This window comes from Sporosarcina sp. P13, from assembly GCF_002743055.1.
In the GTDB taxonomy this organism is placed as follows: Bacteria; Bacillota; Bacilli; order Bacillales_A; family Planococcaceae; genus Sporosarcina.
Map to the genome: position 1 here is coordinate 17,152 of NZ_PDYM01000019.1, position 14,695 is coordinate 31,846.

General features: G+C 43.0%; 16 protein-coding genes and 1 riboswitch. Of the genes, 5 read left to right on the plus strand and 11 right to left on the minus strand.

Annotated features, from left to right (window positions below; genetic code table 11):
* Positions 1–27: 27 nt before the first annotated feature.
* Positions 28–1,419, minus strand: coding sequence for an L-cystine transporter (locus tag CSV79_RS10030; protein WP_099688951.1), 1,392 nt, complete (start codon positions 1,417–1,419; stop codon positions 28–30).
* Between the two features lie 365 nt (positions 1,420–1,784).
* Positions 1,785–1,893, plus strand: a riboswitch (TPP riboswitch).
* Positions 1,894–1,959: 66 nt separating this feature from the next.
* Between CSV79_RS10030 and CSV79_RS10035 the strand changes: the two genes are divergently transcribed.
* Genes CSV79_RS10035 through CSV79_RS10050 form a run of 4 tightly spaced genes read left to right on the plus strand, consistent with a single transcriptional unit; the run spans position 1,960 to position 4,556 of the window.
* Positions 1,960–2,583, plus strand: coding sequence for a thiamine phosphate synthase (locus CSV79_RS10035; protein ID WP_233201417.1), 624 nt, complete (start codon positions 1,960–1,962; stop codon positions 2,581–2,583).
* On the plus strand, positions 2,552–2,773 hold the full coding sequence (thiS, locus tag CSV79_RS10040) for a sulfur carrier protein ThiS (RefSeq protein ID WP_369824945.1): 222 nt from the start codon (positions 2,552–2,554) through the stop codon (positions 2,771–2,773). Before CSV79_RS10035 ends, thiS begins: the two co-directional genes overlap by 32 nt.
* Positions 2,770–3,543 carry a thiazole synthase gene (locus CSV79_RS10045; RefSeq protein WP_099688916.1) on the plus strand — a complete coding sequence of 258 codons (774 nt, stop codon included), beginning with the start codon at positions 2,770–2,772 and terminating at the stop codon, positions 3,541–3,543. Before thiS ends, CSV79_RS10045 begins: the two co-directional genes overlap by 4 nt.
* Positions 3,540–4,556, plus strand: coding sequence for a ThiF family adenylyltransferase (locus tag CSV79_RS10050; protein ID WP_099688917.1), 1,017 nt, complete (start codon positions 3,540–3,542; stop codon positions 4,554–4,556). The genes CSV79_RS10045 and CSV79_RS10050 overlap by 4 nt, the downstream gene beginning before the upstream one ends.
* Here CSV79_RS10050 and CSV79_RS16615 read toward each other — a convergent pair.
* The 8 genes from CSV79_RS16615 to CSV79_RS10085 all read right to left on the minus strand — a co-directional run bounded on the left by CSV79_RS16615 (position 4,467) and on the right by CSV79_RS10085 (position 12,600).
* Positions 4,467–5,042 carry a methyl-accepting chemotaxis domain-containing protein gene (locus tag CSV79_RS16615; RefSeq protein ID WP_143560561.1) on the minus strand — a complete coding sequence of 192 codons (576 nt, stop codon included), beginning with the start codon at positions 5,040–5,042 and terminating at the stop codon, positions 4,467–4,469. The genes CSV79_RS10050 and CSV79_RS16615 overlap by 90 nt on opposite strands.
* Before the next feature lie 68 nt (positions 5,043–5,110).
* Positions 5,111–5,791, minus strand: a complete 681-nt coding sequence (locus CSV79_RS10055) for an ABC transporter ATP-binding protein (RefSeq protein WP_099688918.1) — start codon at positions 5,789–5,791, stop codon at positions 5,111–5,113.
* A 3-nt stretch (positions 5,792–5,794) separates the two neighbouring features.
* Positions 5,795–6,865 (minus strand): ABC transporter permease, encoded by a 1,071-nt coding sequence (locus CSV79_RS10060; RefSeq protein WP_099688919.1) that lies wholly within the window; start codon positions 6,863–6,865, stop codon positions 5,795–5,797.
* A 185-nt stretch (positions 6,866–7,050) separates the two neighbouring features.
* Complete coding sequence (locus CSV79_RS10065; RefSeq protein ID WP_099688920.1) at positions 7,051–7,503, minus strand: hypothetical protein; 453 nt, start codon at positions 7,501–7,503, stop codon at positions 7,051–7,053.
* A 140-nt stretch (positions 7,504–7,643) separates the two neighbouring features.
* Positions 7,644–9,041, minus strand: coding sequence for a cryptochrome/photolyase family protein (locus CSV79_RS10070; protein ID WP_099688921.1), 1,398 nt, complete (start codon positions 9,039–9,041; stop codon positions 7,644–7,646).
* A 24-nt stretch (positions 9,042–9,065) separates the two neighbouring features.
* A complete protein-coding gene (locus tag CSV79_RS10075) occupies positions 9,066–10,784 on the minus strand; it encodes a DUF2207 domain-containing protein (RefSeq protein WP_099688922.1) in 1,719 nt (572 codons plus the stop codon).
* 101 nt (positions 10,785–10,885) lie between these two features.
* Entirely contained in the window at positions 10,886–11,380 is a 495-nt protein-coding gene (locus tag CSV79_RS10080; protein WP_099688923.1) for a DUF1648 domain-containing protein, read from the minus strand.
* A gap of 23 nt (positions 11,381–11,403) precedes the next feature.
* Complete coding sequence (locus tag CSV79_RS10085) at positions 11,404–12,600, minus strand: class I SAM-dependent rRNA methyltransferase (RefSeq protein WP_099688924.1); 1,197 nt, start codon at positions 12,598–12,600, stop codon at positions 11,404–11,406.
* Between the two features lie 154 nt (positions 12,601–12,754).
* Between CSV79_RS10085 and CSV79_RS10090 the strand changes: the two genes are divergently transcribed.
* A complete protein-coding gene (locus CSV79_RS10090) occupies positions 12,755–13,489 on the plus strand; it encodes an MBL fold metallo-hydrolase (protein WP_099688925.1) in 735 nt (244 codons plus the stop codon).
* A gap of 120 nt (positions 13,490–13,609) precedes the next feature.
* Here CSV79_RS10090 and CSV79_RS17300 read toward each other — a convergent pair whose 3' ends face one another.
* Entirely contained in the window at positions 13,610–13,744 is a 135-nt protein-coding gene (locus CSV79_RS17300) for a hypothetical protein (protein ID WP_255407433.1), read from the minus strand.
* Positions 13,744–14,574 (minus strand): undecaprenyl-diphosphate phosphatase, encoded by an 831-nt coding sequence (locus tag CSV79_RS10095; RefSeq protein ID WP_099688926.1) that lies wholly within the window; start codon positions 14,572–14,574, stop codon positions 13,744–13,746. Before CSV79_RS10095 ends, CSV79_RS17300 begins: the two co-directional genes overlap by 1 nt.
* Between the last annotated feature and the right edge of the window lie 121 nt (positions 14,575–14,695).

A 14,695-nucleotide genomic window follows, 5' to 3' on the forward strand; every position in this document is an offset into this window, starting at 1 on the left:
GCTATCTCCTGCAGGATTTCTTAAAACTTAAGCTTCTACTGTTTGTTTTTCAAGTGATTCATTATACATATCCGTATCAAGTTCACCAGTTACGCGGGCTGTTGTGACACCCGCTGTCATCGAACCACTGACGTTTACAGCAGTACGGCCCATATCAATCAGCGGTTCAACAGAAATCAATAACCCTGCGAGTGCGACAGGAAGATTTAGTGCCGACAGGACAAGAATTGCGGCAAATGTCGCACCTCCCCCAACACCAGCTACACCAAATGAGCTAACCGCAACAATCGCAATTACTGTTACTAAAAATGTTGGGTCAAGTGGATTTTGACCCACTGATGGGGCAATCATGATAGCGAGCATCGCTGGGTAAATACCTGCACAGCCATTTTGCCCGATGGATAAACCAAATGAACCAGAAAAGTTTGCGATCCCTTCAGGTACACCTAAGCGGTTTGTTTGCGCATGAATCGTTAACGGTAAAGTGCCTGCACTTGAGCGTGATGTGAACGCAAATATCAACGCTTCTCCCGCTTTTTTCACATACGTCACTGGATTTAATCCCGATAATGTAATAATGAGTAAGTGAATACCGAACATCACCATCAATGCAACATAAGAAGCCAGGACAAACTTCCCGAGACTGTAAATTGCCGCAAAGTCAGACGTCGCTACAGTTCGCGCGATAATCGCTAAAATACCATATGGCGTCAAACGCAGAACGATTCGTACAACACCCATAATCAATGCGTAAATCGCGTCAATTCCTTTTTTCACCGTGACCGCATTTTCTTCATCTCTTCTCGTAATCGCTAAGTAGGCAAATCCAAGGAATGCCGCAAAAATAACGACCCCAATTGTTGAAGTTGGACGTGCCCCCGTGAAATCTAAGAAAGGATTAGCAGGTACTAAATCAATGAGCTTTTCAGGTAACGAAAGATTAGCAACAGTTTCGTAGTTTGCTTCTATAGAAATCCCACGTGCCGCTTCTGCTTCCCCTTGTACAATTTCAGAAGCATCTAATCCAAATAGAAGCGTAACAGAAATCCCTATAATTGCAGCAATCGCGGTTGTACCGACTAGCATACCTAAAATCGTACCCGCCATCCTCCCGAAGTTTTTCCCGATAGTCACTTTCGTAAAAGCCGCTAAGATAGAAATAAATACAAGTGGCATCACAATCATTTGTAGTAATTTAACATAGCCGACCCCGATTAGGTTAAACCACGGTATCGACTGCTTGAGGATCTCAGACTCTGTTCCATATGCAAAATGTAAAATAAGTCCATAGCCAATCCCAAGCCCCAGTCCCGTAAAAACGCGTTTTGAAAATGAAACGTTTTTACGATTCATTCTATATAAGAGACCGACGAGCAACAACAGACCTGCAATGTTAACAATAAGTAAAAAAGTATTCATCATTCTGTCCCCCCTATTTTTATAGTATTGTAGATTATACACTATCCCTTCAATTCCTATTCGTCAAGTATGTTTTTTAATAATGTTACTTTAGTCCGTCTGCTACCTACTCACTTGCAACGTCTTTCTCAACAGTCATCGCAACTAAGCAAAGCGGTTAAAATTATTTGCAAGATGCAATGAAAGCCCTAATAAAAAAAGGGGATACCGACTATGCCAAACAAAGTCGGTATCCCCTTGGAAACTTATATACTTGTTATAAATATCTTTCTACTACGAATACTGAATCATATCCACTACTATCGAGATAGTACCCTTTTCATTTTCCCCAATACATGCTATGCTAGCCTGTGAAAACAAAATATTTTGACCATTAGGGGAATCCTTTACAAGGACTGAGAAAAGAGTGTGGCTCTGAAACCCTTATTACCTGATCAGGTTCGTACCTGCGGAGGGAAGTGGCAAGTCGCTCTGTAGCTATGTATACTTATCGACACATCCACCACTTTCCAATTCAGGGAAGTGGTTTTTTCATTGGAGATGAGTAGTGGAATGAAATTAATCGGTGTTACGGATGATTGTCATTCGGTGGATGAATTGCTACTAAAATTACAGCAAACAGCACCCTTTTTCGATGCGTTCATCTTGCGCGAAAAGTCCAAGACGGATGAACAATTGGTGGATTTAGTGTTACGTCTTATGGATTCTCAATTTCCGCTAGATAAGCTAATCATTCATGCTCGACCAGACGTGGCGAACAAACTGTCTATTAAAAAGGCTCAGCTCACAGGCTACGGCATGTCCGTTACAGACGCACAAACTTCCTTCCCATCATTAAAGTTTGGGTGTTCGGTACATTCATTGAAAGAAGCGCTACAAGCGGAAGAAGACGGCGCAAGTTGGCTACTCTATGGACATGTTTATGCGACCCAGTCGAAGGAAGGATTGACTCCGCGCGGCACGGGTGAACTGTTTGAAATTGCTTCAGCTTGTAAGATTCCCGTCTATGCGATCGGCGGAATACAGCCCGAACATTTAGCTACGCTTGAAGAACATGATGTTGCGGGTGTGGCGATTTTATCCCCGTTAAGTCATCCGAATGCAGTAGATGAAGTGAAAAAGTATAGTAGAAATGGAGAGGTGTTCATTGGAAAAGACAATTGACTTGAATGGGAAATCCTATGCAGTCATTCCTGAAGTAGAAACGGTACAGCAATTGCTTGAACATTTGGAGCTTGGCGATCGAATTTTGATTGTAGAAAAGAATAAAGAAATTTTACAAAAAGAACACTACGATGCACCGATAATGGACAGAGACCAAATTGAAATCATACATTTTGTTGGAGGCGGATGAATATGTTACAAATTGCAGATAAGAAATTCTCATCACGATTATTATTAGGTACGGGTAAATACCCTTCATTTGAAGCGCAAAAGAAAGCAGTTGCTGTGTCTGAAGCTGAAATTCTAACATTCGCAGTACGACGAATGAATATTTTCGAAGCATCGCAACCGAATTTCTTGGAGCAACTGGACTTAGATCGCTATACATTATTACCAAATACAGCAGGTGCGAGCACAGCAGAGGAAGCAGTGCATATTGCAAAGTTAGCAAAAGCTTCGGGATTATGCGACATGGTAAAGGTTGAAATTATTGGCTGCAGCCGTTCGTTGTTGCCCGATCCAGTAGAGACTTTACGCGCTTCCGAAATGTTGCTAGAAGAAGGTTTCATCGTCCTACCTTATACGTCAGATGATGTCGTACTCGCAAGAAAGCTATGTGAATTAGGGGTTCACGCAATCATGCCAGGTGCCGCTCCTATTGGTTCGGGTAAAGGAATTTTGAATCCATTAAATTTATCATTAATTATTGAACAGTCGAAAGTGCCTGTCATTGTTGATGCGGGAATCGGTTCACCAAAAGATGCATCATACGCAATGGAGCTTGGAGCAGATGGCGTTCTACTGAATACAGCCGTATCCGAAGCAGCGAATCCGGTAATGATGGCTGAAGCGATGAAATTAGCAATTGAAGCAGGACGACTCGGTTATAAAGCAGGACGCATGCCTGTTAGAGACTACGCGGTTGCAAGCAGTCCGTTAGAAGGGCTTGTACCAAATTGATAAAAAAATATTCGCGGCAGGAGTTATTTTCGCCAATCGGATTAACCGGGCAGCAACGGATTCGTGACGCTAAAGTCTTCGTACTTGGCGCGGGTGCTCTTGGTTCATCTGGGGCTGAAATGCTTGTTCGTGCAGGTGTCGGTGAATTAACTATTGTCGATCGCGATATTTTGGAGTGGACGAATTTACACAGACAACAACTATATAGTGAGCAAGACGTGGTCGATCAATTACCGAAAGCAATCGCTGCTGAAAAACGTTTGCGGGCAATCAATAGTGATGTGAAAATTCGAGGAATCGTAGCGGATGTGACACCCGAAAATGTCTTGGAATTATTTGAAGGCCATCAGTTTGTGTTGGATGGAACGGATAATATTGAGACGCGACTACTGGCAAATGACGCGGCTCTTCAACTACACATTCCATTTTTCATGGGGGCGTGTGTTGGGAGCTACGGCTTGACGTTCCCTATCGGAGTCGCCGAGGGGCAGCCTTGCCTTCATTGCCTTCTTGAAGTATTACCTCCACAATCGCTTACTTGCGATACGGTCGGTGTCATTAGCCCGATTGTAGTGACTACTGCTGCCCGTCAAGTGGCGGAGTTACTGAAACATATTACAGGCGCGGAGATGCAGCCACGCTTAGAGTCTGTGGATTTGTGGTCGGGCGAACGTGCCGCGATTGATGTGCACAGTATGAAAAAATCAAGCTGCCCAAGTTGTTCCGAAAAGCCGACGTACCCATTTTTATCAGCTAGCGAAGTCGTTCGAACAGCCGTGTTATGTGGACGTGATACTGTACAACTAACATGGCCGAAAAACCGTCAAGTCGAGCTAGCACCATTTGCCGATTCAATCCGGGGTACCGTTACGAACTTAGTACACAATCCATATTTGGTGTCCTGCGAATATCACGATCACCGATTAGTGTTGTTCCGGGATGGCCGAATGCTCGTGCACGGAACGAAAGATGTTTCGCAAGCCCGGAAAATTGTGGCTGGCTTGCTTGGATGATTGATGTTGTATGAGCGTGGGGAGTAAGTCTATGAGCGCAAGGATGCTTTCTATGAGCGCGGCGACGCTTTCTATGAGCGCGGAGACACTTTCTATGAGCGCGAGACTGCTTTCTATGAGCGCGGAGACACTTTCTATGAGCGCGGAGACGCTTTCTATGAGCGCGAAACTGCTTTCTATGAGCGCGGGGACGCTTTCTATGAGCGCGAAACTGCTTTCTATGAGCGCGGGGACACTTTCTATGAGCGCGAGACTGCTTTCTATGAGCGCGGGGACTCTTTCTATGAGCGCGAGACTCCTTTCTATGAGCGCGAGACTCCTTTCTATGAGCGCGAAACTGCTTTCTATGAGCGCGGGGACTCTTTCTATGAGCGCGAAACTGCTTTCTATGAGCGCGAAACTGCTTTCTATGAGCGCGGGGACGCTTTCTATGAGCGCGAGACTGCTTTCTATGAGCGCGAGACTGCTTTCTATGAGCGCACACACCCAAATTTATGAGTACAAAAAGAACGATCCGGAGAGACATGATTCACACCTCTCTAGATCGTTCTTTGTTATTCGTAAATCGTTGTATCGAGTGTCAATACACCATCCGTCATTTTATACACTTTATCAAAATACTTTATCAATCGAGTATCATGCGTCACGACAATCGTTGCTGTCTGCTTCGATTTGGTTTCGTGTTGCAACAACTCCATAACTTCAAACGCACGATCCGAGTCGAGTGAAGCAGTTGGTTCATCAGCTAAGATGATGGAAGGATTACTGAAGAGCGCTTTAGCAATTGCCACACGTTGACGCTCACCTCCCGACAAATCGGACGGATATTTCTTATGCAACTTCGTAATCCCGAGATCCTCGTAAAGTTGCTTCTTTTCAACTCGTGATATATTGTTTTTCTTTACTTTATTGAGCAATTCTAGTTGCTGATCGACTGACAAGAACGGCACGAGGTTCGATGCCTGCAAAATGAAGCCAATTTCCTGCAAACGAATTTTTGAACGTTGCTTTTCATTGAGTTGCGACAATTCATTGCCATTGATAATAACTTGACCTTCACTCGGTGACTGCAAACCGCCTGCGACTGTCAAGAACGTACTTTTTCCTGAGCCAGAAGGTCCGATGACTGCAACCAATTCGCCTCGTTCAACTAAAAAGTTCGTCTCTTTCAACGCTTCAACTAATGTATTGCCTTCTCCGAAAGTCTTTTTCGCATTGCGTAGTTCCAGTACCATCGTTTACCCTCCTATCGCTTTTAGCGGATCGATACGAATGATTGTCCAGACCGAAATAACTGCACCGGCAATTGACACCGCGATTAACACAAGCCCATAACTAAGCATAGCCGGCAAATCAAATTGTACAGGTACTGCACTTGGCAAGAAGCTACCTGCAAGCAACGTCAATCCAAAACCTAGCACTACACCAATCAACGCCAGGATAAATGTTTGCGCTACAACCGATTTAGCTAAGTAACTGCTAGAAATCCCTTGCGCTTTCATTAATCCGAACATGCTGATTTTCTGTACAGTCAAAACGTAAAGGAAAATCGCTACAATTGCAGCAGAAATTACGAACAGGAAATAGATCATATACGTGACCGTTAAATTCTGCTCAGTATAGCCCGGCAAGTTTTCGATGAATGTTTCTGATTTGATGATTTCTGTATCTTTAGGTATATCTAGATTGATCCACTTAGAATCCTTAATGATAATGGCATTGACCATGTTTTTATTCATTTCATATGATTCCCCGAACTTAATCTTCTGCAAATCATTTAGCTTCATATACAAAACTGGCGCTGCATTAAAACGAGCCTTCTCTGTAAAACCGACAATCGTCAGTTCCGTATCGCTAGAGGATAATTCCAACGTATCGCCAATCTTAAAGCCATCATCTTTTAGCGCATCCGATGCGACAACACCGTTTTGCACATAAAACGTCGGATCCCCTTCACTTAATTTAGGAGTGATAAACTCATCCTTATTGATACCAAACAATAAGACGTTCTTCTTAGCATCACCATTATTGACAATGGAACCCATCTGGCTAACTACCGCGGTTTCTTTCGCCCCTAGTTCATCCGCCAGGTCTTTATCCAATGACGATTGATAGAGACTTTTATCCGATTCTTCCGTCAGTACAATTGCATCTGCATCCCAATTGTCTACAGCTTCCCTGTTCATACTTGCCAATCCATTTGCAAGACCTGATAAGAAAAACACTAAAAATGAGACAAGCAATAGGATCGATGTAATTAATAAAAATCGTAGTTTATTTCGTTTAATTTCGCTCCATGCTAAAAACATCTAAAACTCACTTCCTTTTATAAGACATCGATTGTTTTTTCCAATACTTATGACGCCGATGAGGTAAATAAGGTACCGCTGTGACACTAGCAAACTGCAATGCCTCCTTGTACAGACCTTGTATAACATTATTTCTTACTAAGAATACAGCAACTATGAAGTAGATACTAAAAGTGTCTATAATTTTAGCACTGTGTCCCTTTACTTAGCCATTTCTTTAACAATATACCCACTAGCAACCCATACAATGCATGCCCTACAATCCACCAAAACAACGATACTGCGTCTGTAAAGCTAGGTGTACGATTTGAAAATAATGTAGTTGGATACAATAAAAGACCGATTGCTATGTTAATGAGAAAAGAAAAGTACATGACACGATTCCTTATGAAAGCAGTACTTTTATCCAGTAGTAACACGAGGACTATACATAGGATCACGGAGATAATTAAATGAAAAGATACTTCGATTACTTCTGGGAATTGATAGTTTTTAACGATGGGGATATAATCCACGTTTAACAGCAGTGTATATACTTTGTTACCCATAACCGCCTGTACAAGTTTTAAAAATAAAGCTAGGAAAATTCCTGTTATAAGACCAATCCAAACACCTTGCATAATCTTTTTATTGTTCATTTTGACACCTTCCTACACTACAAAAATAGTAGGTTTGATACTTCTCCGTGCCTGTCTCCCCTATGAATCACATGTAATACCGATCCATATCATCTTGCTATTTTACAACATATCCAGATGCTAGCTTCCATTGATGAGATTTAACCTTTTTTACATGTATCGTATGCTGCCAGTGCACGTTCGCGGGCAGCTCTGTGGTCAACAATCGGCGCTGGATAGGTAGTTCCAATCTTTACACCTGCAGACTGCAATACACTTGCTGGCGCTTCTGCTGGCTGGAAAATATATTTTTCCGGTAGCTCTCTTAACTCTGGCACCCATTTCTTTACGTAGATTGCTGCTCCATCGAATTTCTCTCCTTGTACAATCGGGTTGAAAATCCTGAAATAAGGAGACGCATCAAATCCACTTCCCGCTATCCATTGCCAACCCATCGCATTGTTCGCAATATCCCAATCTACTAACGTTTCTTCAAACCACTTCATTCCTTCTCGCCAATCCGTCAATAAATGCTTGATCAAAAACGAAGCGGCGATCATCCGTACGCGATTATGCATATAGCCCGTTTTCCATAATTCCCTCATACCCGCATCAACTAACGGATAGCCAGTTTGCCTTGTTTTCCATGCCTGTACATTTTCTGTTGACGATTGCCATGGAAATTTTTCGAATTCTGGACGCACAGGTTTTTCTAGCATGTGGGGGAAGTACAGCAACTGATAATGCGCAAAATCCCGCCATGCCAACTGCCGCAAAAAGGCTTCAATCTGCTCATCATCAATCCAATCGGTTGCAAGCGCACTATACCAAAGCGAACGCACGCTTATATTACCTGCCGCTACATACGGGGATAACCGCGAAACATTTGGCTGCGCAGGAATATCCCGGCCTTCTTTATAGTCAGAGAATCCTTCGGCACGGAACGTTTGCCAACACTCAATTGCAGCTGTTTCGCCTGGCTTCCATTGAAACTTTTCTTCCCAAGAAAGGCGTGGTAATAAACCCCATTCATCTGCTGGCAATGAGGCTAGACGTGCGGAAGATGGAGGCAGCTTTTCTGGTGCAAGAAGCGATTGTGCAATGGGTTCTTGTCGAAGTTGCTTCCAAAAAGGGGTGAACACTTTATACGGTTGCCCACTTTTATTGAAAATCGCATCAGGAGGTACGAGTAAAGTACCTTGAAATGAGCGAACTTGCACATTCATTTTTTCTAAGGAGACTGTCAGTTCCTTCTCGTGCTGCCGGCTTTCTGGATCATACAATTCATTGAATACGAGTTGATCAGCACCGCTTTCCTGCTGGATTTTCAGAAGTTGTTCAACCGGCGGACCTTTCCTAACGACCAATTGAATTTGTTGCTGTTCAAACTTTTTTTGTAATTCTACCAAGCTATGATGCACCCACCAATCTGATGCCTCGTGAACGGTTTCAGGCAAAATGAAAACCGGCAGCACTTCTCCATGTGCTGCCGCTTCGACTAAGGCAGGATGATCATGCATGCGTAAATCTTTTCGAAACCAAACAATTGTAATTCCCATGATTTCCTCCTTTGAAAGGATGCATTAAAAGGCACCAGATCCTCCGCCGCCGCCACCCGTTCCGCCACCGCTACTGCTACTGCTATCGTCACTTGGCGTGTTAGCGGATACGTTAGATGATGCTTGACTGAATGAACCTGTTAGGAAGACGGGGTTATAGACCATACCTCCATGGTAAGTGCCCTCATAATAACTACTATGATGTTCGTTTGGATTGGTGCGGTTTTCCTTGAGTTGCTGTTGAGCATCGGCGAACGCTTTGTAGTAAGAATCGAGTTCAGGATGTTTGACTCCTACTCCGTAAATCAGAACGCGGAATCGATCATCAATGGATAATGACTGCCATTTCTTCGTATCCAATTCCTTCATCCATTTCTCTACCTGATGCCACTCTTGAGATAATAGCGTACCGAAATAGTTATGCGCACGATAAAACAACGCATACGCTAAGGCAACTAACGTCAGCATGATTGCCATGAACATGTGTAAATACAATTCGTAGACTAAAAAGTAGATAACAATTCCTATTCCTATCAAACCTATTACACTTAAAACCACACGCTCTGTAGTAGTTTTTTCATGAAGTTCATACTGATCTAATTCTTCTTTAAGAAGCTTTTGCCACATCGTAAATTTTAGATTAAATGACTCATAATTCTTCTTTGCTTTCGTATAGCTTTTTAATTGTCCAAGTGTAAACTTTTTGTCCTCGCCAACTTGGTAGAATAGTAGTTGTATCAATTGTTTTTCATGTTCTAATTTGACGTTCGCATCTACTAACTCAAACTCTTCATCAGATAATTGCTTTACATGACCTTTACGAACTAAGTCTAATAAGGCAGCAGACATCAGCTCAATAGTGGCTGTACCTCTTCGAAAAAGTAAGAGTGCAGGCATACTCATATCACTCTGCGGAACATAAAAACCGTTTGAATCAATTTGATACCGTGCTTCTTTACTATGTCTTTTCCTTCTGCCGTTAGCAAACATTCCAATTAGCACAACCGCTAAAAATCCTGTCGCGACACTGACCCCACCTATAGTTGCTGCACGTTTTTGGTCAGCTAGGAAATGCGCTTTCTCCATCGCTAACCGTTGCTGTTCTTCCATTACAACGGGACGAATTTCTCCGTCACGCGCATTCATATCAGGAAATAATGACGGTTCATAAACGACTCGTATATCTCCGTTTTCACCAGAATACACTGTGCCCATAGCAAATACGACGCTACCATCTTCTTTCACTTTACCCGTCTTCTCGGCGCTATCGTACCCTAGAAATAGAACGTCCGAAGCTGTGCTTGGCGGCACTACCGTAATTGTCATATTCCCATAATCTGTTTCATTGCGCTGATCAAAAAACGGCCAATAAAACTGCGCACCATCTTCGTATTTTTCCATCCCATGTACAATGTTGTACTGTAAATCTACTGTGATGACTTCACTATCGCCTTTTCGATAGGCACGGTATTCATAATTCTTTTTTTCGACCTTTAACTCTTTATCTTTTTCATAGGCTGTAAACTCTTCAATTAATGCACCTTTTTTAGGCTTGATCTCGCGAATGATGCCATTAAACTCACTATCAAAATCATACGTATGCCGTTCATGTACTTGAACTGTACCATCTGGTTGTAATTGTGCGTTAATCTGAACATCTGTAATGCTAAAATCTACCGCTCGCACCGTCGTTGGTAGAACAAGAAAAGCTAGCAAGACTAGACTCAACAGTTTCCATCGCATAAAAATCACCCCTTATCATGAGTATACGATAAGGGGTGAAAATTAGATTCAATTACTTACAGAATTTTTAAAAGTTACTGTAACTATATAAGTAGAGCTTTCTATAACTTCATCACCCGATAAAAATAGTAGCCAATCGAAGCAAACAATAGCACCAAAATACCAATAAATATCGGCATATTTAGTGATTCCGCCCGCCCAAGCGCAATCGCATTCATTTGCCACATGATGTAGATGATTAACAATGTGGATATGTTTTTCGTGACGTTCATAAATATAACACCATAGCGGTATTGGGTTTCGATGTTGTCCGGTCGCAAATTGAAGTAATTATACGTATGCGGATATTTCTCCAAAATAAATAGACCAATCCATAGAATAATACCAATAATCGGTAGCAACAAAAGTTCAAATTTAGATCCATAACGATCCACTTCACCATTTGCACCGAAGTGGGCCGGAATTTGATCTGGCAACTGATTCCACTGCAAGACCAAGTACATCAGAGACGCTGCGAATAAAGCGATAACCAACACATCGAAAGCTTTTTCAACACTTGATCTCGGTATGTCGAGCTTCGGTTTTTCCACCTGCATGACTGTACCTCCTGTTTCACAGGTTACTTCAGTTTCTCAACGATAACGACCTTCAAATAATTAAATTCAGGATAGTCACGTGGCGTACGGAAATCTTTCGGCAAAGTAGATTCTTCAAGCACTTTATAACGAATTCCCGTCTCTTTAAACGCTTGTTCAATGAATCCTTTAAACTTTTTCATACTGAAGCTCGCATTGTTTGTGGATGCCACAATAATACCGTTCTTTTCCGTTACCGCAATTGCTTCTTTCATCAGCATCGGATAATCTTTTGCCGTGCTGAACGTATATTTCTTCGAACGCGCAAAGCTTGGTGGATCGAGTACGACCAAACCAAACTTCATGTCGTGACGCTTCGCATAACGGAAGTAATCAAAAACATCCATCACTTTGATGTCCTGCTGTTCGTAATCGATACCGTTCACGCTAAACTGCTCAATCGTTTTCGCCACACTACGTTTCGCCAAATCTACACTCGTCGTCTTCGTCGCGCCACCTAAAGCAGCCGCCACTGAAAATGCCCCTGTGTAAGAGAATGTGTTCAACACCTCGCGACCTTCCGAATACTTTTCGCGAATCATCTCACGCACATCGCGCTGATCAAGGAAAATACCCGTCATCGCCCCATCATTCAAATCAATAGCAAAGTTCATGCCATTTTCTTTAACGATGATCGGGAAATCACCTTCAGTTCCCTTCACGAAGTCATCTTGTTCCACATACTGCCCCTGCGTATCAAAGCGTTTCTTCTCATAGATGCCTTTATATTCCGCACGCTTATCAAGTACGTTATAGACATGGTGGCGGAACTTATAAATTCCTTCACTATACCAGCTAACTAAATAATAGCCATCGAAATAATCGATTGTTAGTCCACCAATACCATCGCCTTCTCCATTGAATAAACGGAAAGCCGTCGTATCTGGATCTTCCATATACGAATCACGACGTTCAAATGCCGTAGCCATCTTCTGATCAAAGAAATCAAAATCAATCGCTTCTGTTTCATTCACCGTCAATACCCAACCGATTCCTTTATTCTGCTTACCATAATAGCCCTTCGCCAAAAACTTATGATAACGATCCGTCAAACGAAGCAAATCGCCTTCCTCCGCCCGAATCTCACTCGTCATTACGGCATCTTTCAAAATTAACGGATAGCCCTTCTTCAAAGCCACGGTCCCTTGTGCATTCAACTGTATTTCAACTAATTTACTCATATCGTCATCCTCAAAGTGTATTTTTCTTATTATCTCATGCTTACACGTAAGATGAAAGCGTCATATGCACCTAAATATCTAGTCTACTCATTGCTTTCCAAATACTACACAAGCTACACTAGTAAAAACAGCGAACCGAATAGGAGGAAATCCCATGAACATTACCACACTTGGCATCTGGGGCGGCTACCCTAAAGCTAACAGCGCAACATCATCATTCCTCATCGAGCATGATGGATTCCATTGCCTAATCGACTGCGGCAGTGGCGTACTCGCTTCCTTACAAAACCATATTGCACTCGACCAACTCGATGCAATCGTCATCAGCCATTATCACGCCGATCACATCGCAGACATCGGCAGCTTGCAGTACAGCCGATTAATACAGTATTACCTCGGACAACCGTCACCTACACTACCGATTTACGGGCACACCCAGGATGAAGAACAATTTACCAAGTTATCATATAAAGGGCAGACAGAAGGTGTGGAAATAACGGCAGAACAATCCGTCAAAATCGGACCATTCACCGTATCGTTTTGTCCAACCGTTCACCCCGTCTACTGCCTGGCGATAAAGTTCACCGTCGAAGGCAAATCCGCAGTCTTTACCGCAGATACCGAATGGACTGACGCCCTCATTCCGTTTGCACAGCACGCAGATATCTTAATCAGCGAAGCCAACCTTTACGAAGAACACATCGGCATCTCCCCCGGTCACCTTGCCGGTAGCCAAGCAGGAACACTCGCACAGCAAGCCGAAGTGGGGCAACTCGTCCTCACTCACTTGCCGCATCACGGAAACATCCAAGATATTTTGAACGAAGCGAAAAAAACCTTCACTGGTTCGGTAGAGCTTGCAGAAGCCGGGAAAGTTTATACTTTGTAAGGGCGGATATGTGGGCTATGAGCGCGAGACCGGGTTCTATGAGCGCGGCACCAGGTTCTATGAGCGCGAGGACACAATCTATGAGCGCGGCACCAGGTTCTATGAGCGCGAGGACACAATCTATGAGCGCAGGACCAGTTCTATGAGCGCGGCACCACGTTCTATGAGCGCAGCACCACGTTCTATGAGCGCCCAACCACAATCTACAGCACACAAAAAGACCTCTGCATAATTCGCAAAGGTCTCTTTCATCATTATAAAAACACAATAACAGCCAAAATTCCAGCTAGGACAATACGATAAATCGCAAACGGCACTAATTTCACCTTGGAAATCAATTTCAGGAAGAAACGGATCGAAATCAGCGAGAACACGAACGCGCTCAGGAAGCCGACGACGTAAAACGAAATATAATCCATCGACATATACTCCCAGTTCTTCAGCACAGACACCAAACTAGCACCTATCATAATCGGCACCGCCATGATAAACGTAAAATCTGCTGCCGTCCGGTGATTCATCCCGAACAACACACCACCCGAAATCGTTGCCCCTGAACGGGAAAACCCTGGCCAAAGCGACAAACACTGCACCAGTCCGACAGTGAACGCCTGTCTGTATGTAATTTGATCAAGCGTCTCTACCCACGGTTGCTTCGGCCCAAATTTATCCGCCGCAATCATCAACAACGCACCCGCAACTAATGCAATAATGACCGTTTCCACACCGAATAAATAATCATCGATCAAATCCTTGAATGCAAAACCAAAAATAACCGCTGGCAACATGCCGACGATGACGTGTAATAAATTAAACTGCTCACTCATCTTGGTATCGCTCTTACCTTTATACAAACCGACTAGACTGAATAATCGTTTCCAAAAAACGACGACGACAGCTAAAATTGAGCCTAACTGAATGACGATTTTAAATGTGATTGCGGGATATTTCCCTAAGAACTCTTCCGTCTTCAACCACATATCATCGACAATGATCAAGTGTCCTGTTGAAGAAACAGGCGCAAATTCCGTCATTCCTTCTACAAATCCTAATATTAATGCTTTAATTAAATCAAATAATTCCATAGGTCTCTCTTTCCGCGAAGGCTATGCTCCACCTATTCTATTTTCTACTAACTATAGCATTACTATGACGGTAGCAACAGTGGATAAGTTTCAAGCGTAGCATTATCCACATGTGTACACT